This is a genomic window from Undibacterium sp. Di27W (genome assembly GCF_049340345.1).
Lineage (GTDB): Bacteria > Pseudomonadota > Gammaproteobacteria > Burkholderiales > Burkholderiaceae_D > Undibacterium.
On sequence record NZ_JBMPOS010000008.1, the window covers coordinates 220,053 to 240,907 of the forward strand.

At 50.5% G+C, this 20,855-nt stretch carries 24 protein-coding genes; 12 read left to right on the plus strand and 12 right to left on the minus strand.

The genetic code is table 11. The annotated features are described in order from the left end of the window. Positions 1–17: 17 nt before the first annotated feature. From ACO0LF_RS17625 to panB, 3 genes are all read left to right on the plus strand, one after another. On the plus strand, positions 18–365 hold the full coding sequence (locus ACO0LF_RS17625; protein ID WP_423016262.1) for a DMT family protein: 348 nt from the start codon (positions 18–20) through the stop codon (positions 363–365). Positions 366–617: 252 nt separating this feature from the next. After that, positions 618–845: a hypothetical protein gene (locus tag ACO0LF_RS17630; RefSeq protein ID WP_423016264.1), complete on the plus strand. Its 228-nt coding sequence runs from the start codon at positions 618–620 to the stop codon at positions 843–845. Further along, positions 812–1,624, plus strand: coding sequence for a 3-methyl-2-oxobutanoate hydroxymethyltransferase (gene panB, locus ACO0LF_RS17635; protein WP_423016266.1), 813 nt, complete (start codon positions 812–814; stop codon positions 1,622–1,624). The genes ACO0LF_RS17630 and panB overlap by 34 nt, the downstream gene beginning before the upstream one ends. Before the next feature lie 136 nt (positions 1,625–1,760). Here panB and ACO0LF_RS17640 read toward each other — a convergent pair whose 3' ends face one another. Continuing rightward, the gene (locus tag ACO0LF_RS17640; RefSeq protein ID WP_423016268.1) at positions 1,761–2,834 is read right to left on the minus strand and encodes an MBL fold metallo-hydrolase; all 1,074 of its coding nucleotides are present in this window, start codon (positions 2,832–2,834) and stop codon (positions 1,761–1,763) included. Between the two features lie 219 nt (positions 2,835–3,053). Between ACO0LF_RS17640 and ACO0LF_RS17645 the strand changes: the two genes are divergently transcribed. The 3 genes from ACO0LF_RS17645 to ACO0LF_RS17655 all read left to right on the plus strand — a co-directional run bounded on the left by ACO0LF_RS17645 (position 3,054) and on the right by ACO0LF_RS17655 (position 5,360). Then, complete coding sequence (locus ACO0LF_RS17645) at positions 3,054–3,698, plus strand: TetR/AcrR family transcriptional regulator (RefSeq protein WP_423016270.1); 645 nt, start codon at positions 3,054–3,056, stop codon at positions 3,696–3,698. Between the two features lie 151 nt (positions 3,699–3,849). Next, on the plus strand, positions 3,850–4,635 hold the full coding sequence (locus ACO0LF_RS17650) for a hypothetical protein (protein WP_423016272.1): 786 nt from the start codon (positions 3,850–3,852) through the stop codon (positions 4,633–4,635). Between the two features lie 308 nt (positions 4,636–4,943). Next, positions 4,944–5,360 carry a hypothetical protein gene (locus ACO0LF_RS17655; protein ID WP_423016274.1) on the plus strand — a complete coding sequence of 139 codons (417 nt, stop codon included), beginning with the start codon at positions 4,944–4,946 and terminating at the stop codon, positions 5,358–5,360. Between the two features lie 232 nt (positions 5,361–5,592). On the opposite strand, the gene ACO0LF_RS17660 is transcribed toward ACO0LF_RS17655, so the two are convergent. Then, positions 5,593–6,162: an SMI1/KNR4 family protein gene (locus ACO0LF_RS17660; protein ID WP_423016276.1), complete on the minus strand. Its 570-nt coding sequence runs from the start codon at positions 6,160–6,162 to the stop codon at positions 5,593–5,595. A 123-nt stretch (positions 6,163–6,285) separates the two neighbouring features. After that, positions 6,286–6,792, minus strand: a complete 507-nt coding sequence (locus tag ACO0LF_RS17665) for a MarR family winged helix-turn-helix transcriptional regulator (protein ID WP_423016278.1) — start codon at positions 6,790–6,792, stop codon at positions 6,286–6,288. 189 nt (positions 6,793–6,981) lie between these two features. Between ACO0LF_RS17665 and ACO0LF_RS17670 the strand changes: the two genes are divergently transcribed. Together ACO0LF_RS17670 and ACO0LF_RS17675 are read left to right on the plus strand one after the other, a co-directional pair. After that, complete coding sequence (locus ACO0LF_RS17670) at positions 6,982–7,863, plus strand: EamA family transporter (protein WP_423016280.1); 882 nt, start codon at positions 6,982–6,984, stop codon at positions 7,861–7,863. 43 nt (positions 7,864–7,906) lie between these two features. Next, positions 7,907–8,524, plus strand: coding sequence for a nitroreductase family protein (locus ACO0LF_RS17675; protein ID WP_423016282.1), 618 nt, complete (start codon positions 7,907–7,909; stop codon positions 8,522–8,524). A gap of 4 nt (positions 8,525–8,528) precedes the next feature. Here ACO0LF_RS17675 and ACO0LF_RS17680 read toward each other — a convergent pair whose 3' ends face one another. From ACO0LF_RS17680 to can, 5 genes are all read right to left on the minus strand, one after another. Next, a complete protein-coding gene (locus tag ACO0LF_RS17680) occupies positions 8,529–9,239 on the minus strand; it encodes an SDR family NAD(P)-dependent oxidoreductase (protein ID WP_423016284.1) in 711 nt (236 codons plus the stop codon). Further along, the gene (locus ACO0LF_RS17685) at positions 9,239–9,478 is read right to left on the minus strand and encodes a TIGR02450 family Trp-rich protein (RefSeq protein ID WP_423016286.1); all 240 of its coding nucleotides are present in this window, start codon (positions 9,476–9,478) and stop codon (positions 9,239–9,241) included. Before ACO0LF_RS17685 ends, ACO0LF_RS17680 begins: the two co-directional genes overlap by 1 nt. Before the next feature lie 53 nt (positions 9,479–9,531). Next, positions 9,532–11,091, minus strand: a complete 1,560-nt coding sequence (locus ACO0LF_RS17690) for a cryptochrome/photolyase family protein (RefSeq protein ID WP_423016288.1) — start codon at positions 11,089–11,091, stop codon at positions 9,532–9,534. Positions 11,092–11,117: 26 nt separating this feature from the next. After that, positions 11,118–11,279, minus strand: coding sequence for a DUF2256 domain-containing protein (locus ACO0LF_RS17695; RefSeq protein WP_423016290.1), 162 nt, complete (start codon positions 11,277–11,279; stop codon positions 11,118–11,120). Positions 11,280–11,404: 125 nt separating this feature from the next. Further along, a complete protein-coding gene (can, locus tag ACO0LF_RS17700; RefSeq protein ID WP_423016292.1) occupies positions 11,405–12,082 on the minus strand; it encodes a carbonate dehydratase in 678 nt (225 codons plus the stop codon). 200 nt (positions 12,083–12,282) lie between these two features. Between can and ACO0LF_RS17705 the strand changes: the two genes are divergently transcribed. Next, positions 12,283–12,951, plus strand: coding sequence for a hypothetical protein (locus tag ACO0LF_RS17705; RefSeq protein WP_423016294.1), 669 nt, complete (start codon positions 12,283–12,285; stop codon positions 12,949–12,951). On the opposite strand, the gene ACO0LF_RS17710 is transcribed toward ACO0LF_RS17705, so the two are convergent. The 3 genes from ACO0LF_RS17710 to ACO0LF_RS17720 form a co-directional block, all read right to left on the minus strand. Beyond that, positions 12,945–14,207 carry an RNA polymerase sigma factor gene (locus ACO0LF_RS17710; protein WP_423016296.1) on the minus strand — a complete coding sequence of 421 codons (1,263 nt, stop codon included), beginning with the start codon at positions 14,205–14,207 and terminating at the stop codon, positions 12,945–12,947. The genes ACO0LF_RS17705 and ACO0LF_RS17710 overlap by 7 nt on opposite strands. Further along, complete coding sequence (locus ACO0LF_RS17715) at positions 14,189–14,572, minus strand: YciI family protein (RefSeq protein WP_423016298.1); 384 nt, start codon at positions 14,570–14,572, stop codon at positions 14,189–14,191. Before ACO0LF_RS17715 ends, ACO0LF_RS17710 begins: the two co-directional genes overlap by 19 nt. Positions 14,573–14,706: 134 nt before the next feature. Further along, the gene (locus ACO0LF_RS17720) at positions 14,707–15,417 is read right to left on the minus strand and encodes a glutathione S-transferase N-terminal domain-containing protein (protein ID WP_423016300.1); all 711 of its coding nucleotides are present in this window, start codon (positions 15,415–15,417) and stop codon (positions 14,707–14,709) included. A 158-nt stretch (positions 15,418–15,575) separates the two neighbouring features. Here ACO0LF_RS17720 and ACO0LF_RS17725 point away from each other — a divergent pair, with 158 nt between their 5' ends. The 3 genes from ACO0LF_RS17725 to ACO0LF_RS17735 all read left to right on the plus strand — a co-directional run bounded on the left by ACO0LF_RS17725 (position 15,576) and on the right by ACO0LF_RS17735 (position 19,507). Then, entirely contained in the window at positions 15,576–17,741 is a 2,166-nt protein-coding gene (locus tag ACO0LF_RS17725) for a gluconolaconase (RefSeq protein ID WP_423016302.1), read from the plus strand. A gap of 244 nt (positions 17,742–17,985) precedes the next feature. After that, positions 17,986–19,275, plus strand: a complete 1,290-nt coding sequence (locus ACO0LF_RS17730) for a hypothetical protein (protein ID WP_423016304.1) — start codon at positions 17,986–17,988, stop codon at positions 19,273–19,275. Between the two features lie 76 nt (positions 19,276–19,351). Continuing rightward, entirely contained in the window at positions 19,352–19,507 is a 156-nt protein-coding gene (locus ACO0LF_RS17735; RefSeq protein WP_423016306.1) for a hypothetical protein, read from the plus strand. Between the two features lie 530 nt (positions 19,508–20,037). Here the strand turns inward: ACO0LF_RS17735 and ACO0LF_RS17740 are convergent. After that, positions 20,038–20,850, minus strand: a complete 813-nt coding sequence (locus tag ACO0LF_RS17740) for a TOBE domain-containing protein (RefSeq protein WP_423016308.1) — start codon at positions 20,848–20,850, stop codon at positions 20,038–20,040. Positions 20,851–20,855: the final 5 nt, after the last annotated feature.

The window sequence follows — 20,855 nt, forward strand, 5'->3', positions numbered from 1 at the left end:
GCGATAAGCGAGGCCCCATGCAAATCCCTATTATTCTGCAAACCACAGGCTTGCTGATACTGTCCAATGTCTTCATGACGGTAGCCTGGTACGGCCATCTGAAAAGCCTGTCCAGCAAAGCCTGGTGGGTAGCCGCCTTTATCAGTTGGGGTATCGCCCTGTTTGAATACCTGCTGCAAGTGCCCGCCAACAGAATAGGCTACACTGCCTACAGCCTGGCCCAGCTAAAGATATTACAGGAAGCCCTGACCCTGATCGTCTTCGTTCCCTTTGCGATGCTTTACATGGGGCAACCTTTTAAGCTCGACTATGTATGGGCGGGACTGTGTCTGGTTGGAGCAGTTTATTTTATTTTCAGAAGTTAAAAGAATAGAATCGCCAACACCTGAGAAACACCAAATAAGTTGTGTGTTGATTTTGAAGTTGCTTTTGAATTTGCAGTTGTTTTTGAATTTCAACCGCTTGGGACGACGTAATTTGTGCGTCACAGAAAATGGATCAGAAAACTTCGTTGTTTGAGCGTAGCGAGTTTCGAAGTTTTCCCATTTTTTGGGACGCACAAATTATGCTGAAGCGCAGCGTAAGCACCCGAAGGGCGAGTCTGCGGTCGCCTTTCTTTGAATACTTTCTTTGGCGAAGCAAAGAAAGTATTTCGGCCGCCGGGACGACACCCGGCTTGGTCGATCAACAGCAATAGAATTCAAGAAGCAAGCACAATAAAGAATACAAAAAATAAATTTGAGGCTGTAGGTGGAGACAAAATCGCTGTCAAACAAAAAACCAATGACAGCATCACCTTTGGAGAAAAAGAATGGCTGAATATTTGCAAGACCGTAAAGCAGTAAGCATTCCTGGCTTAATCGCAATGCGTGAGAAAGGTGAAAAAATCACCATGCTCACCGCCTACGATGCCAGTTTCGCTTCCCTCATGGACCGTTGCGGCGTAGAGATTTTACTCATCGGTGATTCCCTGGGCATGGTATGCCAGGGTCATGACTCCACCCTGCCGGTGACACTGCAAGACGTGGCCTATCACACCGCCGCCGTCGCCCGTGGCAATCAAAAAGCCCTGGTCGTTGCTGACATGCCTTTTGGCAGCTATGCCACGCCAGAAGCTGCATTCAACAACGCGGTACAACTGGTGCAGGCTGGTGCGCAAATGGTCAAGCTAGAAGGTGGCACCTGGTTGCTGCCCACCATCAAGTTTTTGACTGAACGCGCGATACCCGTCTGCGCCCACCTGGGCCTGACACCGCAATCCGTGCATCAACTGGGCGGCTACAAGGTACAGGGCAAGACTGATGCATCAGCCAACCTCTTGAAAGCCGAAGCCCTGGCAGTGCAGGAAGCCGGTGCCACCCTGCTGGTACTGGAAGCCATTCCTGCCAGCCTGGGCAAGGAAGTCACGGATTCTCTGCACATCCCCACCATAGGCATAGGCGCAGGTGTTGATTGCTCAGGCCAGGTACTCGTCATGCATGATTTGCTGGGCGTATTTCCGGGCCGTAAAGCCCGCTTCGTGAAAAACTTCATGGAAGGCCAGACCAGCATAGATGCTGCGGTCCTGGCTTATGTGGCGGCAGTAAAAGACAAATCTTTCCCGGCGCTGGAACATAGTTTCTAAAGTTGGCAATCAGCTGGCAAGCTCGTCGACAGGGCCTTGTCGACGAGCTTCTCAGTGATCAATGCTTGAACTGGTTTACCAAGTCCAGATTATCGAACAAGCAAAGAAATATCGCAGCTCATACGCTGGTCTGAGCTCATTCCGCGAGGGCAGACTGCAAAGACACAGGCTTGCTCGTTTGCGCCAGCGGGAACAGCCACCAGCGCTTGCCGGTTTGCGGCTCGGCGATATCGACTTCCTCACCCATTTGCGGCGTGCTGATCCTGACATCATGTTGTTTTGCCAGCGCGACTATGCGCTCAAAAGGCTCATACCAGCTATGCATGGATAAATCAAACGTCCCATTATGGATGGGCAGCATGACCTTGCCACGCAAGTCTATATGCGCCTGCAGTGATTGTTCGGGCTGCATATGGACATCCGGCCACATCTTGTTATAGGCACCGGTTTCTACCATGGTCAGATCGAAGGGACCGTATTTATCGCCTATCTCTTTAAAGCCTTTGAAGTAACCAGTGTCGCCGCTGAAGAATATTTTCAGCTCAGGCGTGAGTATGCTCCAGGATGCCCACAGGGTCTGGTCACGGTCATGCAAGCCACGACCAGAAAAATGCTGGGCAGGTGTCGCAACAAACTGCGTGCCATTCACCCAGGTGCTTTGCCACCAGGCCAGCTGCTGCACTTTGCTTGCTTCTATACCCCATTTGATGAGCCTGTCACCCACGCCCAGTGGTGTCAAAAAATGCTCAGTCTTTTGCGCCAGTTGCATGATGGCTGCATAGTCGAGATGGTCATAATGGTCATGCGACAGAATCACACCTTTGATAGGTGGCAGGTCAGCAATGCTGATGGGTGGCTGGTGAAAACGTTTTGGGCCCATCCACTGGAAAGGCGATGCACGCTCAGAAAACACCGGGTCAGTCAGCCAGAATTCACCCTGCAATTTCATCAGCATGGTCGAATGACCGAGGCGATACAGGCTATAGTCTGGTGCGGCCAGTAACTGTTCTCTGGTCAGTTCAAACACAGGGATGCTGCCACCAGGCACGGTGTCTTTGGGCTTGTCGAAGAAAAATTTCCACATGATTTTCAGGTTTCCCAAAAGACCGGGTTCACGCACAGGTGACTGGTTGACGAAACCTTCGCTGGCAGGCTGAGGGACTACAGCGGGCAACTGCTGGGCATTGCTGGGGTAGGAAACATAAGCCATGGTAATCAACACTCCTGTCATGAAGATAAGCATACAAAGCACAAAATTGGGTATAAGTCGGGCCTAAAATGAAGCACAAGGCGAACATACACTGGCACATTGAATTATTACACTACACAGTGTAGTTTCTAAATCTGAAAAAGTAAACTACTTAGTGTAAAATTCTTTTATCCGCAGCCAAGCCAGCTGCAACAACCATCAACATTAATAAAAAAACAAATGTCAGAACCCGTACGCCAGACCGACCGCAAGCGCGAAGCCATACTGCAGGCCGCCATCCATGAATTTCGCCTCAATGGTTTCGAAGCCACCAGCATGGACAAGATCGCTGCCACGGCCGTCGTCTCAAAACGCACGGTGTACAACCACTTCCCTAGTAAAGACGATTTATTCACCGCAATATTGTTAAAATTGTGGCAAAGCGCTGTTTCTCAGGATGATTTTCGTTACCAGGCCGATAAAAGCCTGCGCGAACAGCTGGAAACTTTCCTGGGTAACAAGATGCGCCTGATGAGCGACAGCAATTTCATCGACCTCGTCCGCGTCGCCGTGGCCGCCACCATCCACACCCCGGACCGTGCCCGCGACATGGTAGAGCGCATGAACAAACGCGAAGAAGGCATCGTCGCCTGGATCAGGGCCGCTCAGGCTGATGGCAAGTTAAAGGCTGGCGATCCCTACCTCATGGGCGACATGCTGCAAGGCCAGCTCAAGTCCCTGGCCTTCTGGCCACAGGTGGCAATGGGGCAAGTGTTGCTGGAAGAGCCGCAGCAAAAGGTCTTGATAGAACTGACGGCAGGGATGTTTTTGGGGTATTACGGTGTCACGCATGCAAGCGCTGTAGGTACGATTAGCGCAGCGTAATCGTACGCATGTCAGCTGGTAGCCCCAGATTAGCCGCTACTTAATCGGACGCATCACATGCCTCAAAAATGACAGAAACGTATTAAACTGATTTGTAATATCATGCCCCTGGTGTACTCAATGCAGGACATGTTAAGTCAGGAATATGTGAATGGCATCAATACAGCAATCATTACATGGCGGCACAGCTATCCGTATATGGCCGCTGATTGGCATCCTGGCGATGCACATCCTGCTACTCCTGCTGCTCTCTCTGCACCATGCCAGCCAGACAGACAATGCCACGCCAGGAACGGATGTGACTTTCCTGACGTCTGTGCCGACGCCAAAGTATCCATTGATACCAAAGGCTGAACAGGAAAGGCCTGCACACCAAAAGCCGCCGCTTACGTCAGCAAAAGAAACTCCGCATCCAGTAAAGAAACCAGCAGCCGCAAGTCCTGCATCAGCCGATAAATTGCCTGTGCCTCAGGCAACAGAGCAATCAAGGACTGACATCACTGCCAGTGTCGAAACAGATGCATCTGCCAAAAGTGCTATCAGTCTTGCGCAACTGCGCTCAGAGGCAACATTGCTAGCCAGAGAATCGGCACAAAGTGGGGCCAGTGAATCCGGCAATCAAGGCATTCTTGGCGATTATTACGGCAATTATCAAGGCGCCGATACCGGTACGTTTTATATCCACGTTGATCATAAAGGCAATATCCTCGGTTCTGCCGACTCGCGCACCGCCCGCAGCAGCTTTACCATTACAGGCAAAGTATCAACCGAGGGTGTCGTACAAATGACAGGAAAAGGCCTGGCCGGTTCAGCCAGCTTCGATGGCAAGATCAACCTTGCGACAGGCGCAGTATCTGGCCACTGGAATTTGTCAGGTTTTGGAAAAGGACAATTTAGCGGACAACGCGCCAAAGCTATCGGTAGCAAGGCTTATTGAGGCAATAGTTCGAGGCTGCAGTAAAGAACTTGTGGTCTGCGGAACATAAACATAAGCATGCCAGGTAGGTCCGATTAGCCCTGCGTAATCGGACGCATGGAATCGCAACTGACAATTCAATAAAACATCACATCAAGCTAAGACAAATGCATTTTTTGGAGCTTGCGTGTAGCGATGTGAGCTACTCATCTGAATTTACATTCTTATTTTGATGCACAACATGCGTACGATTGCGCTTGCGCTAATCGAACCTACTGGCTGGCTTATCTACTAGAGGCACAATAGGTCTATACTTAATGCAAGCACACATGCATAAAACAGTCGCTATGAAAAAACAGAAATTGATTACCGCACTTCTCTTTGCTTACATGCTGATAAGCTTGTTGGCAAACTCACTCATAGGTTCGCGCCCACCACTGCCATTTTTTCCCTACGGCGCAGCAATGCTAGCGGTCGTGGCTACAGGTATCATTGCTGCTTACCTGGCGTACGCGATCAAAACAAGACAAACTGCATTTCTTCGACTATTCAACTTTTGCTGCGTGCTAGTGGCCTTATATTTGTTGGTACAGATATATATGTACATCAAGCTTGGCGACAATATTTATTGGATACGTAGTGCGGTTAATTTATCGTCCATTTTTCTAGGCTGGTATCTTGTTTTCAATGCCTATAAGCTGCAGAAAATTTTATTGCAAGAATCCAACCCGCGTAGGTCCGATTAGCCCTGCGTAATCGGACGCATGTAATCGCTACTGACAATTCAATAAAACATCACATCAAGCTAAGACAAATGCATTTTTTGGAGCTTGCGTGTAGCGATATGAGCTACTCATCTGAATTTACATTCTTATTTTGATGCACAACATGCGTACGATTACGCTTGCGCTAATCGTACCTACTGGCTGCTTCAGTCGGCATTGGTGCAAGTGAATATGAGTTTATTCGTCAACACAATTATTCCATTGAATCAAAGTCCGGCGGCCAATATTCTCTTGTTGGTGGACGCACTGAAAAGCGAGTGCCTAAGCGCGTTTCATATTGATTCAGGATGAATGCATGGGCAATCAGGCGAGCGAGGAATTGTTCCAGAAAATCCTTAACACTGTCGGCAACCGGGGTTATGGCAGGTTCATCACCAGGAATATAATAGAGTTTGCCGCCTTCTTCATTTTGGCAAAAACAAAGAAAGTCCGTACCGTTGTATTGAAATAATGGCACAAGTGATTTAGCCTCTTCTCCCAGGCAGGAAGATTCAAGAGATGTTTGCAGTTCTTGCAAATAATTTTCAATCAAATCCAGCTCAAGCCACACCCATCCGCCAAAAATTCCATCCTCTTGGCTGCATCCATCTGCCAGTCCATAAAATTTGCGTATGGAATCGGGCAATTGTATTTGTGTTTCTTGTTCAAACTTATCAAGTTTTTCTGCGCTTGCGGCCCTGTTCAATCGCTCTGGCAAGTCAGGGTGAAGTAGCACAAGGGCCAGTTTAACCGCTGCAAAGGTCTGTTCTAATTTCATCATCATGCATGTTGTAAGTATAAAAATTTGGTATTTAGACAAATGAATTAAATACCATTTAAAAAGACTGTAACAGCTTGTCCAAATGAGTTCCAGGAATGTTTGTGAAATCAGGAAAACGTCACTTTGTTATTCTGCTTTCTCCAACACCGCCAGCATCGCCCTCAACCCCTCATTCAAACGCTTCAAATCCGCAGCGTTTAAACCAGACATGATGCGCCTCTCATTTTCCACATGAGCTGCCACTGCGCGGTCTACCAAATCTTTACCTGTATCTGTCAATTGCACCAGCATGCTGCGGGCGTCGTCGGGGTTTTGCAGGCGTAGTATCCAGCCACTGGCTTCGAGTTTTTGCAGGCGATGGGTCATGGTGCCGGAGGTGACCATGAGTTTGGAGAACAGGTCGGTTGGGCTCATGCAAAAAGTGGCGCTGGAGCGGCGCAGCGTGGCCAGCATGTCGAATTCCCAGGAGCTCATGCCGAAGTTGCTGAAGGTCGCCTCTAGCTCGCGGCCAAGCAGGTCGCTGCAACGGCGCAGGCGGCCTATGTTTTCCATGGGGCTGCAATCAAGGTCTGGTCTGGCATTGCGCCATTGCTCCATGATCTTGTCGACTGCATCCATCGTCTTTTCGCCCATCTTGCTTACTCCCTCATTATTTATTCTTTGTTGAGCTTGCCATTATATGCGCTGCCTCTGGCGCTTCAGGCATTTGGCCGCTGCGGCTGCTTGCCCACGCCTTGAAAGACCACACAAGGCACAGGGAATTTATCTTGATATCAAGATAGTTTGTGCTACCATGATTTATCTTGAACTCAAGACATTATCATGAAAACTGCAAACACATCTTCCCGTCTCGGCTTTTGGCTGGATACTTTACTGACAGCCCTGGCACCTGCTATCTGGGGCTCGACTTATATTGTCACTACGCAATTCTTGCCGCCAGACCGGCCATTTACTGCCGCCTTGCTGCGCTGCCTGCCCAGCGGGATTTTGCTGGTGCTGTTTTGCAAACGCCTGCCCTTGTCGCGTGAATGGGGGCGTTTGCTGGTACTGGCTGCGCTAAATATAGGTTTCTTCCAGGCGCTGCTGTTCATTGCGGCTTATCGCCTGCCTGGTGGCATGGCAGCGGTAATTGGTTCTATACAGCCTTTGCTGATCATGGCCATGGCCTGGTTGCTGGACAGGCGCAGACCAGCCGCGCTGGCGATCACGTCCAGTGTTTTTGCGGTGCTGGGCATGGCGGCTTTGCTGTTGTCAGCGACTGCAGTCATGGATGCTGTGGGTCTGGCTGCCGCAGCGGCAGGGGCAATTTGCATGGCGGGCGGCACTTATCTGTCACGACGCTGGCAAAGCAGTTTGCCGGTATTGGCTTTCACTGGCTGGCAGCTCTTGCTGGGCGGTTTGATCTTGCTGCCTTTGAGCCTGCTGGTGGATGCACCGCTGCCTGCACTGAACCTGACGCAAATACTGGCTTATGCCTATCTGTCCATCGTTGGAGCCTTGCTGGCTTACAGCCTGTGGTTCCGCGGCATAGCGCGCTTGTCACCGGTTGCTGTGTCTTCACTGGGTTTGTTAAGCCCTATCACCGCCGTCATCCTGGGCTGGGTCGTGCTGGATCAAAGCATGCGGGGGATGTCGCTGGCCGGTTTATTGATCGTTCTGGCCAGCGTCATCGTCGTGCAAAAGAGCATGCGTAGCCAGGCCTGAAATTTTTATCGCCTTCACCTTCACCTTTATCAAGGAAAACAAAATGCACGCATCCATACAGGAAATTATCGAGTCCCGCGTCTCTGCCAATAATTATGATTCCAGCCGCAAGCTCAGCCATGCCGAGATCAGCGAACTGGTGCGCCTGGCGACACTGGCCCCTTCTGCCTATAACTTCCAGAACTGGAAATTCCTGGCGGTTGTCAGCGATGAAGCCAAGCAGCGTTTGCAGGCGGCTGCGTTTAATCAACAAAAAGTCAGCGATGCTGCGGTGACTTTCATTATCTGCGGCACGCTGAATGCGCACACGCAACTGGAGCCGGCCTTGCGCCCTGCAGTGGATGCCGGGATTATCGATGACAGGATGCTCAATACCTGGGTAGGCATGGCTGAACAAAGCCATAGCAATAATGCGGTACTGCAAAGGGATGAAGCCTTGCGCTCTGCCTCACTGGCGGCGATGACGCTGATACTAGCAGCACAGGGCATGGGGCTGGTATCATGCGCCATGAGTGGCTTTGATGCAGATGCGGTGTCACGTGAATTTGATTTGCATGAGACAGAAATCCCGGTCATGCTGATCACGGTGGGTTATGCGGCTGCAGGCAACTGGCCGCAAAAACCACGCAAGCAAGTGCATGAAGTGATGCAACTGGTCTGAGGACTTACCAGAGCAGCATCTCACCTGCATAGGTATAGAACCCGCCCGATTGCGCAGGCTGCATGCTGTTGATCACAGCCAGCATTTCACTGGCTGCCTGCGTTACAGGGCGACCTATGCTGGCACCGCGAAAGGGTTGTGACAATGCAGTGTTGACCGTGCCGGGGTGCATGGCAAATAAAACTGCATTTGGCTGAGTACGTTTGAGTTCTATTGCTGCAGTCTTGATCATCATGTTCAACGCAGCCTTGGATGCGCGATAGCTATACCAGCCACCCAATCGATTATCTTGTATGCTGCCGACCTTGGCAGATAGCATGGCCATGACGCCACGTTGTTTGTCGAGCAGGGGTGAGAAGTGACGCAAAAGCATGGCTGGACCAAAGGCATTGACGAGAAAAGTTGCTTGCATTTGCGCATACTGCAAATCATCCAGTTTTTTCTCTGGCATGAAATCGCCAGTATGCAGCAGGCCGGTGGCGTTGATGATGAGATGAAAAGGGCCACGCTGTTTCAGTATAGAAGCCGCTTCAGCGATGCTGTCTTCATGGGTAAAGTCCAGTGCTGGCTGGCTTTGGCGATGCAGGCATTCAACGACAGCGCAATTACTTTGCTCACGCAATACTCCGACAAACGCTGCACCTATGCCGCCAGATGCGCCAACAACAAGCGCCCTGAAATCCTGCGGAAAAGAACTTAGTAGCAAATCTGGCATCACAGCCACCCTTGCTTCCACAATGTCGTATCAGCCAGTTCCCGCCAGGCGATCTTGCGTTTGGCCCTGGTATACACGGCTTCAAGTTCCACAAATTCTACCTGGGCATGAATGACGACCTGCCCTTCTTGCAGCTCAGGCAAATAGACTTTACTGACCAGAAAATGCTTTTGTTTGGCAACGACCTGCACCGCAGTCCATTTGGATAGCATGAGCTTGTTTGGCTGTATGGGATTCATTTTCTGGCTTTCAGATGCAAGGTACTAAACGTAAGGTATCAAATACAAAGCGCTTACAAATCATCCAGCCTGGCACGTAGATCTGTCGCCCTGTCGCGCAGCGCCTGCAAAACATCTTTATCCATTTTCCTGAGTTGCGGGTAGACCATGCCTATGCGCGGGTTGCTGGATAACTTGTCTTCATTGCGCGCAAAAAAATCCCAGTACAGGGCATTGTAGGGGCAAGCATTATCGCCAGTGCGCTGCTTTTTATCGTAATGGCAGCCCTTGCAGTAATCACTCATCTTGTCGATATAAGCTGCGGCAGATACATAGGGTTTGGTCGCCAGCTTGCCGCCATCAGCAAACTGGCTCATGCCCAGGGTATTGGGCAACTCTACCCATTCAAAAGCATCAATATAAATACCCAGATACCAGCGATGGACTTGCTGCGGCTGCAAGCCTGCCAGCAAGGCAAAATTACCGATGACCATCAGGCGCTGTATGTGGTGGGCATGGGCATGTTCCAGTGACTGGGTGATGGCGCTGGAGACACAGCGCATTTTTGTTTTTCCGGTCCAGAACCATGCGGGCAACTCTGCCTCATGTCCAAAAAAATTATGCGCTTCATAGCCGGGCATTTGCGCCCAGTAGATGCCGCGTACATATTCACGCCATCCGAGTATCTGGCGTATATAGCCTTCTACCGCAGGCAAGGCAGCATGGCCTGACCACAAAGCAGCCTCAACCTTGCTGACCACTTCTTGCGGATGCAGCATTTTGACATTCAGGGCAAAAGAAATCAGGGAATGGAACAAGCGCCATGACTTGCTGCTCATGGCATCCTGGAACTCGCCAAAATGCGGCAAGGCATGCTGGATAAAGGCATCAAGTTGCGCCAGTGCTTCTGCACGATTCAGCGGCCAGGCAAGATTGCTTGCGTTCGCTTCACCAAAACTATTGATGCCTGCCTGCTGTATGGTTTTCCACAAGGCTGAATGATCATGCCGTGGCCGGAAATCCGCAGGTTCCCAGGGTATGCCTGGCCAGGCTTTGCGATTGTCATGATCATAATTCCATTGCCCGCCGACTGGTTTGTTGGCCTCTTCGAGTAAGACCTGGTGCTTGACGCGCATATGGCGATAGAAGTTTTCCATAAGCCATTTTTTGCGGCCTTCAAACAGGATGGCAGCTTCATCACGACGGGTGAAAAAATGTTCACTGCTGCGCATGCGGCAGTTAATCTTGCTGGCATCGCTGTAGGCAGCAAGTTGCGCATCAAGCCTGAACTCGTCTGGTTCCTGGTATTCAAATTGGCTGCACTGATAATGTGCCAGCAGCCAGTCGAGATTGGCTGTCAGGGATTGCGTATTGTCTGCATCATCGATAGTCAGATAATGCAGGCGATGGCCAGCAGCCTGGAGTTGCACCGCCAGTTCGCGCATGGCAGCAAAGATGGCGATAATTTTTTGGGCATGATGGAGGACGTAATCTGTCTCTTGCCGGATTTCCATCATGACGTAAACCACATCATGTGAAACCTGACTAAACCAGCTATGCTGAGGATTAAGCTGATCACCCAGGATCAGGCGCAAAGTCGTCGCGGGTGTAGCAGATTGCATGGTTGGCTGCATGGCATATTCCAATATGGTAACAGCGCTCAAACCCGTGGCTTGCTATTGCTATTAGCATTGTTGCGGCAACGCTGGGAGCAATACTTGACCTCGTCCCAGACTTTTTCCCACTTCTTGCGCCAGTTGAATGGCAAGCCGCAAGTCTGGCAAAGTTTGCTGGGCAAGTCAGACTTTTTTCGCATTTTCATTTGGATAACTCCATCACAAAGATGCCTGGTCATACCTGATGCATGCAAATTCATGCAAATGAAGCGATGGCTGCAGAATACAGCCATCTCTAACCATCTGCCCAGTCTACAACTTATTTTTTTACTTATTTAGCTACTTCGTCGTAACGTGCCAGACTGGCTTCCAGATGCGGGGCCAGTTCATCGGCAGAGCTGACTGTCATGCCCAACTGACTCAGCAAGCCATCACGCAAGCCATATACCCAGCCATGTACGGTCACCGGCTGGCCACGGTCCCATGCGTCTTGCACGATGGTGGTCTGGCAAAGGTTGACGACTTGTTCTATGACATTCAATTCGCACAGGCGTTCGCTTTGTTGTTGCAAAGACAGCGCTTCGCCCAGGTATTTTTCATGCTTTTGATGCACGTCCTGTACATGACGCAGCCAGTTGTCAGCCAGGCCAACGCGGCGTTTGGTCAAGGCAGCATGCACACCTGAGCAACCATAATGGCCGCAGATGATGATGTGCTTGACGCCCAGCACTTCGATGGCGAATTGCAATACAGACAGGCAATTCAAATCAGAGTGGACGACGACATTGGCGATATTGCGGTGGACGAATAATTCGCCAGGCAAAAGGCCCAGTAATTCATTCGCTGGAACGCGACTGTCAGAGCAGCCTATCCATAAGTATTCAGGGCTTTGCTGTGCTGCCAGTTTCTTGAAGAAATCAGCATCCTTTGCCGTGATGGCAGCAGCCCAGTTGCGGTTGTTTTCAAATAATTGCTGTGGAGTCAATCCAGTGTTACTTGTTGCGCTCATGCTCTCGCCCATTTATTTTAGACAGGCGAGATTCTAACCGGATTGGCGTTTGCCTGCATAATATATCCTGGCATGCTAGTCTGCCATGGTCGATCTGACATGAGCAAGATGATCATCTTGCGAAACAAGTCTGTATTATGAATACTTGAAGGAAACAAAACATCCGGTAATGGAGTGCAGGTATGGTCTATGGCAAGACGATGGCAGCTTGGCTTTACGCATCCAGCATTTTTTGCCTCTGCGTCACTGGCCCAGCCCAGGCACAACAGGAAAGTTTGCGCATAGCCACTTTTGGCCAGGGTGGCCCTATGGAAAAAGCCGCTGCCGCCTCTCTGACTGAGAATTATAAAAAACTGGGTGTACAAATTGAGTTCGTCAACCTGCCAGGTAACCGCGCCTTGCAAGAATCAAATAGTGGGCGCCTGGATGGCGAACTCATGCGCAAGGCGGGTCTGAGCACAGAATACCCCAATCTCTTGCAAATCCCGGTGCCGCTGGCCACCACCAATACCGTGGCTTTTTCCCTCAATAAAAACATGGATACCGATCACGGCTGGGACAGTTTGCGTGAGCACAGCTTTTCCTATGAAACCGGCACCAAGGTCATAGAACAAAATACCCAGGGTTTCAGTACCGCCCATGCAGAACAAAATATCAAGACCGCCTTCCGGCAAATGCTGAACAAACGAGTGGAGATGATCGTCATCGATGAACAAGCTGGCTTACAACTGGTGAAAGAAATGGGGCTGGAAGGTACGGTGCATATGCTGACCCCACCTGTCAGCACCATACCACTCTACCATTATCTGCATAAGAAGCATGCGGACCTGGCCACCCGACTGGAAGCTTTACTGCGCAAAAATCACTGATACAGGCTGGCCTGCTGCTTTCGCAAAAAACGCCGCACGGCCTCATCTGGCTCCAGCCCTATGGCAACATCATAAGCCTGACGTGCTTGCGCCACCTCGCCTGCGTTTTTTAGCAAATGTGCCCGCGCCGCCCAGTAAGCCTGGTAGTTTTGCAGGCGCGGCTGGGCCTGTACTGTGGGCAATATCTCCAGCGCCGCTCGCGGGCCTGCAGTTTCCGCCACGGCAATGGCATGGTTGATGGCTACTACGGGTGAATCGGTGATGCGCATCAACTGCGCATAGAGTTGTACGATGGCTGGCCAGTCAGTCTGGCCGCTGACGCGTCGTGCGACATGGGCAGATTGTATGGCGGCTTCCAGCTGGTAACGGCCAGCTCGTTGCAGGATGCTGGCGCGCCTCAGGATTTTTTCAGCGGTGTGTATGAGCTTGCTATCCCAGAGTCGGGTATCTTGCAAAGCCAGTGGTACATAATCACCATGGGCATCACGGCGTGCAGGTCGGCGCGCTTCTGTGTATAACATGAGTGCCAGCAAGCCCAGAGATTCTGCCTCGTCCGGTTTCAGGGCGGCCAGTAAATCGGCCAGCCAGATGGCTTCATCAGCCAGCCTGGTTTGCCCTGGCGCACTGGCAACATCTGCCCAGCCTGCGGTATAAATGGCATAGATGGCGTCGTTGATGGCATCCTGCCTTTCACCGATAACACTCTGGTCTGGTATCAATAAGGGGATGCCGGAATCGCGTATCTTGGCCTTGGCACGCACCAGCCTTTGCGCCATGGTGGCAGGTGATACCAGAAAGGCCGAGGCGATCGCCGCCGCATCCAGTCCCAGTATGGTTTGCAAAATCAGCGGCGCACGCATGCCGGGGTCTATGGCCGGATGGGCGCAGGCAAACATCAGGGCCAGGCGCTGATCGGGGATGGCAGCACTGTCTACGCTCCCCACCTCCTCCATCAACTCATCACTTAGCAGGAGCAAATCGGGCAAGGCAGCAGCCTGGGTTTGCCGCTGGCGTGCAACATCGATCATGGCGCGCCTGGCCACGGTCAACAGCCAGGCTTCGGGCTTTGCTGGTATGCCAGTCTGCGGCCAATGTTGCAAGGCGCTTTCAAAGGCCGCGGACAAGGCATCTTCTGCCCAGGCCACATCATGGGAACGTGCCGACAAAATCGCGACCAGCCGCCCATAACTGTTGCGGGCAGCAGCCTCTGCTGCCCTTGCTACTTCAGTGGCTCGCGCTAAGCCGCTGCTTGGCATTCGTCGCCAGACATTTTTTCTGTAGGCCAGATGGGTCTGACTTCGATAGAACCATAGGCAGCACCAGGGCAGCGTGCCGCCCAGTGCAAGGCGGCATCCAGGTCGGCCACATCGATGATGTAAAAGCCACCCAGTTGTTCCTTAGCCTCGGCATAAGGGCCATCCAGTACCGTGGTCTTGCCTTCACGCACGCGCACCGTGGTTGCCTTGGTCGACTCACGCAGGCGCTCACCGGATATCAGGGCACCCGCCTGTATCAAGGCCTGAGTATAGGCACCGTAGGCAGCAATCATCTGCAGCATCTCGGCATCCGGAATTTGTTGCTCTTCGGCTTCATTTGCGGCGATCAATAATATGTATTGCATGACTTTCTCCTCTTCAATAGTCAACGGGCAAGATGCTCCGTCATGACAATGACGTTTGGGATACAGGCAAATCGACAAAGCGCCAAAAATATTTTATAGGCTTAATCAGATAACAATACAAGAATGATTTTTTATTATCCGCGAGCCGGTATCAACAAACCCCTCTGCACCGCCGGACGCCCGACAAACTCAGCAAGGGCGCGTTGTACATGCGGAAAATCATTGATACCCACCAGCTCACCCGCTTCATAGAAACCAATCAGATTGCGTATCCAGGGGAAGATCGCGATATCGGCAATGGTATAGGTATCACCCATGATCCACTTGCGGTCTGCCAGGCGCTGGTTGACGACGGCCAGCAGGCGCGTGGATTCTGCCACGTAGCGGTCACGCGGGCGTTTATCTTCATAAGTCTTGCCAGCAAATTTATTGAAGAAGCCCAATTGCCCAAACATGGGGCCTATGCCACCCATCTGGAACATCAGCCATTGCAGGCACTCATAGCGCTCGGCTGCATCGATAGGGATGCACAAGCCAGTCTTGTCAGCCAGATAGATGAGGATGGCACCGGATTCAAACAGGGCCAGCGGCTTGCCGCCTGGGCCTTGCGGGTCGATGATGGCAGGGATTTTATTATTCGGGTTCAGCGACAAAAATTCTGGCGAGGTCTGGTCATGGGTCTCGAAGTTGACCAGGTGAGGCTCATAAGCCAGGCCGGTTTCTTCCAGCATGATGGAAACTTTGACGCCATTCGGTGTCGGCAGTGAATACAGTTGCAGGCGTTCAGGATGCTGGGCTGGCCATTTTTTGGTGATGGGGAAATCGCTTAGTACTGTATTGCTCATGATGTTTCCTTCCAGATGTAATCATGCCCGCAGGCTTAAAGTAGAGATGCTAATCCATTTAGGATTTTTTTGTGCGAGATGGCCATACAGACAATGGCAAGCCCGCGGTATTTGGGCTAAGCTGCACGACTTGCGTTTCTCATCATTGAATTCACCCCATGCCCAGAATCATCGTCATACGCCTGCTATTTGTTATTGCCGTGCTCGCCATCATACTGGGGCTGGCACGCTATCTGGGCAAGGACACAATCAGCAATGTGCCTGGCAGCTTGCTGGCAACAGCGGGCATGATGAAAAAACCTGCAGCAACCTCATTTGACTGGCAAGCTGAACTAGACGTGTACGCAGGCCAGCCCGATGTCGACGCCAGTTATTTTTCTGACCCTTATGCGGTCGCCCTCGACAAGCAAGGCAATATTTTTGTCAGCGATGCAGGTGAACATAACCGTATCATGAAGATCAGCACTGATGGCAGCGTCACGCCGTTTGCTGGCTCAGTCGAGGGTTTCATTGATGGCAAGCCTGATCAGGCGGCATTTAATACCCCCTCAGGCATTGCGCTTGATAGCAAGGGCAATCTGCTGGTGGCTGATACCGGCAACCATGCGATACGCCGCATCAGCCCTGAAGGCCTGGTGACTACCCTGGCAGGTAATGGCAAACCCGGTGACCACGATGGCATCGGTGGCGAGGCACAATTCAATGGCCCGGTGGGCATCGCCGTGGATAAGGCCGACAATGTGTACGTGGCAGATACCTACAATGACCGCATACGCAAAATCAGCCCGGATGGCCACGTCAGCACACTGGCGGGGGGCAATGGCTCTGGTTATCTGGATGGCCCGGCAGCCACTGCCTTGTTTGATACGCCCACAGGCCTGGCCGTCAATAGCAAGGGCGAGATACTCATTGCCGACAGCAAGAACGACACCATACGCAGGCTCGGCAAAGATGGGCAAGTCACCACCGTAGCCCGCGCGCTCGACAATGAAGAGACTCCTCTGATGCGTCGCCCCCTGAGCATCGTAGTCACCTATGACGATCATCTCTATGTCGGTGAAGGCAGCAAAGGGCGCATCATACAGATATCCCCCACAGGTGAAATGCGTGGGGTGACGGGAGTGGGTATCAATTTTGAACCCGGTGATGAAACCATGACGCGTTTCTTGCAACCCACCGGCATCGCCCTGGACGACAAGGGCGCTTTGTTCGTCAGCGATTCGGCACGCCTGCAACTGGTGAAGCTAGCTGCTCGCGGTACTATGGATGCCACAGATAAACCAAAACCACCGGCGGCACCAGCCCTCTTGCCGGAAATAAAAAATACCCGCCTTGACGATGAGACCAAATCCTACCCCTGGCCCATCAAGCCACAACAATCGCCACATGAGGTGGTAGGCACCATGGGTGAAGTGCGCGGCAATTATGATGGCGAAAGCCGCGACCATTTTCATGGTGGTCTCGATGTACAAGCCAATATGGGCACGACCGTGTATGCCATCGCCAATGAAAAAGTACGTGGCACCAGTAGCGCCTGGGGTTACGCTGGCCTCAGTGAAGGCATCAAGCTGGACAGCATGGCTTACATCCACATAAAGGTAGGGCGAAATGCCAAAGATGCTTTGCTCGATGAAAACAAATTCCAGCTACAGACGCTGGCGGATGGCAAACCCTATGCAGTGCGCGTCAGGCGCGGCACCCGCTTCAAGACCGGTGAAGCGCTGGGCAGTATCAACCGCATGTTCCATGTGCATCTGGAACATAATCATGCCGGTCTCAAAATCAACCCGTTGAAACTGAATTTCCCTGGCCTGGTCGATACCGTGGCACCGCAAATAGAAGAAGTAATAATCGTCGATGGCAGCGGCAAACCCGTCAAAGAAAAGCAAAAAGGCCGCCTGCTCCTGTCCAGCCAGGCCAGGGATTATGGTATCGTCGTTGATGCCTATGACCAGGTAGACGGCAATGCCAAACGCCGCCGCCTCGGCCTCTACCAACTTGGCTATCAACTCCTGTACACCGACGGCAGCCCCGTACCCGGTTATGAAAACCCGCACGTGACCATGGAATTCAACGCCCTGCCACCCGACCGCGAAATGGTCAAATTATTATATGCAGAAGAAAGCGGCATCACCGTGCACGGTGCCAAGAAAACCCGCTTTTTGTACTTGGCTAGCAATACCGTCAAGGATGGTGTTACCAAAAGAGGTAATTGGGATATCAGCAAACTCGCCCCTGGCGATTATGTCTTGCGTATCCATGCGGCGGATTTTGCGGGGAATGTGGCGAAACAAAACAGGGATCTCGCATTTAATATGAAGTGATGTTCTGTAAAGGTGCTTCGATGCAATAAAAAAACTTCTAAACGAGTGCGTAAGAAATCTGTATTTCTGCCGTTTTTCCTTGCTCGAACTATGCTGTGGAGATGCTAGGAAATCTGGCTCTACTTTTGTTCTACAACGAGTAATTCTATTTTTTTCTTTCAACTTAACAAGCATTGCTATTACGTTAAAATCAAGGTTATGATTATTAAATTGAATTTAAAAAAATTAACTTTGATGAATCGATATGAAACCAAATGAAATCTTTGTCCCTGGTGGCCTGCCAAGCGTTACTCATGTGACACGAATCACCAAAGAAGGCCAAAGTCCTGAAAAATTATTGGTTAGGTATTTAAGTGAAGCAGGTAAATTTGTTTCTATTGCAGGACCATCAAAATCGGGAAAGACCGTACTTGTAGAAAGTGCTATCGGGCCTGACCTACTTATTCCGTTATCAGGCGCAAGGATCTATAAAGCAGAAGATATCTGGGAAAGAGTTCTAGGATGGATGGATGTACCCACAGAGGTTTCTGACACAGAGAAAAAAGGCTCCAAAGCCTCACTTGAAGTTAGCGGAAGCGGTAACGTAGGAGTCCCGCTAATTGCCACTGCTCAAGTTGGTGGGAAAGCCAGCGGATCTTTAGAAAAAGGAACTGAAGTACGTGAAGTTAGAAAGAAAAATGGGTTAGATCAAGTTGTACGCGAAATAGCTGGCAGTGATTTCGTAATATTACTAGACGATTTTCATTATATTTCGCCAGAGACTCAAGTAGAGGTAATGCGGCATATTAAAGAGGCTGCGCGATTAAAAATAAAAATTTGTGTTGTGTCAGTGCTTCATAAAGCCGACGCTGCGATACGCGCAAATACTGAACTACAAGGAAGGCTAACAATACTAGACATTAACTATTGGAGTATCGAAGAATTGATCGATATTGCAACAAAAGGATTTAAAGAGTTAAACGTAGAAATTGATACGGAATCAATTCAAAACTTTGCGATAGAAGCCGCAGGATCTCCCCAGCTCATGCAAACGATATGTTTAAATGCATGTTATTTCCTCAATATCGAAGAAACCATCAAAGGGGACACGGCAAAGAAATGCAAAATCACCGTAGAAAGTAGAAAAAAAATATTCGAAACAACCTCTCGAACAATTGATTATCGGACACTGGTTGACGTACTTGATTGTGGTCCCAAATTAAGAGGTAAAGAAAGAAAAATGTATAAGTTTAAAGATGGTTCTACTGGGGACGTATACCGTTGCGTACTAAAATCAATTGCAAATGATCCTCCCAAACTAGCTTTTAGTTATGAAGAAATTGTTAAGCGGTCTGCTGCGATTTGTTTGGAAGAATCACCCGCCGGATCTAGCCTTCAAGGAAGTTGCAAACAAATGGTTTCTTTAGCAGAAACAAAGTTTGCTGGAGATAAAGTTATAGATTGGAATGAAGAGAAAGATTTGCTAGATATTCCTGAGCCATATTTAATGTTCTACCTACGCTGGTCAGGACGACTTGAAGAGGCAAACGAATAGCTAGATTGCATTTTTTAGTAAAATATATTGTGCAATTTTTCAGCGAGGCAGGATATAGCAACGGTGTTGAGAAAATATGGATCTCGGAATTGTCAAAAGTGGTGTTGCTAAAAAAGGCAATTGGGATATCAGCAAACTCGCCCCTGGCGATTATGTCTTGCGTATCCATGCGACGGATTTTGCGGGGAATGTGGCGAAGAGTAATAGAGATTTGGGGTTCAGGGTGGAGTAAGTGTTGACGATCCCATGAGCCCTGTTTTTGATAGTGCGATTTTCACGCATGCTAAAATAAAGACCGTATTTATAGCACTTAGCCAGCACATCATTTACCTGAACAATTTGCATACCAATGAAATTCTACAAATCCATTTTCCAACTGATCAATAATAAATCCCTGCAATTCAGCATCAGCTTGATCTGTGTTTCACTATTGTCGGCTTGCACGCTCCCGAGGTGTTGATGCTCGGTCTTGACCTGAAAAATACTTAAAATTCCTTCCCCTTCAAAGGGATGCAGTCGGGATTTCGCAAAGCGAGCTTTGCGCTGACGAAATCTAAGCCGCTTGCAAGCGGCGCAGTGGACCGTTTTTTGCCTTTTTATGCCCCTTCCCCTTCAAGGGGAAGGTCGGGATGGGGATGGGTTTCTGCCCGAAATTCAGTGATGGTCAATCAACCGAAACCCATCCCCACCTAGCCCTCCCCTTGAAGGGGAGGGAATTTACCTGTTATTTGAGAGTTTCAAGTAATACATCAAACAATGCAATTACCCAGCCACACCCAGTATCACACTCGACGCCTTGAACAAGCCCGTCACCGTGCCACCTACAGCCAGCCCCATGCTGCTTGCGCTTTCATTGGTGATGATGGCAGCCAGGGTGGCGCCGCCTGGCAATTCAACTACTACTTCGGTATTGACTGCACCTGGCAAAATGCGGCTGATGTTACCAGTCAACTGGTTACGAGCTGAGAGTCTGGCTTTGGAGTCTTGTTCCATGAGGATGATGGAAGAAGCTTTGATGAGTGCAAAGGCTTCTGCGCCGATTTGCAAACCCAGTTCCAGTGTGCTTTCATGGGTGATGATGGCGACGATCTTTTGGCCACCGGCTATTTCCAGCTCTATTTCGTCATTGATGGCACCGGGTTTGACCTGGCTGACTTTGCCTAGGAACTGGTTGCGTGCGCTGGTTTTCATATTCATTTTCCTGATGAGTAAAAAGTCGTCGGCAATGCCTACGGCCTGCCGGTCTAGCTGGGCGATAAAGTCGCGGTGTTCCTGTTCTATGATCCTGAAATTATTGACCAGTTGCTCGCCGCGCTTTGTCAGCCTTGTGCCACCGCCACCTTTGCCACCTGTCAGGCGTTCTACCAGGGGTTCACCTGCGAGATTGTTCATGGTGTCGATGGCATCCCAGGCAGCTTTATAACTCATTTTGACAGCTTTTGCAGCCTGGGTGATGGAGCCACTCTCGGCCAGTTGGGCCAGCAGGGCAATGCGGCCCTTGCCACCAAAGTTTTCACCGTCGACGGTCATCCATACGGAGCCTTGCAGGGCGATGGATTTATCTTTCGCTGCCATGTTGT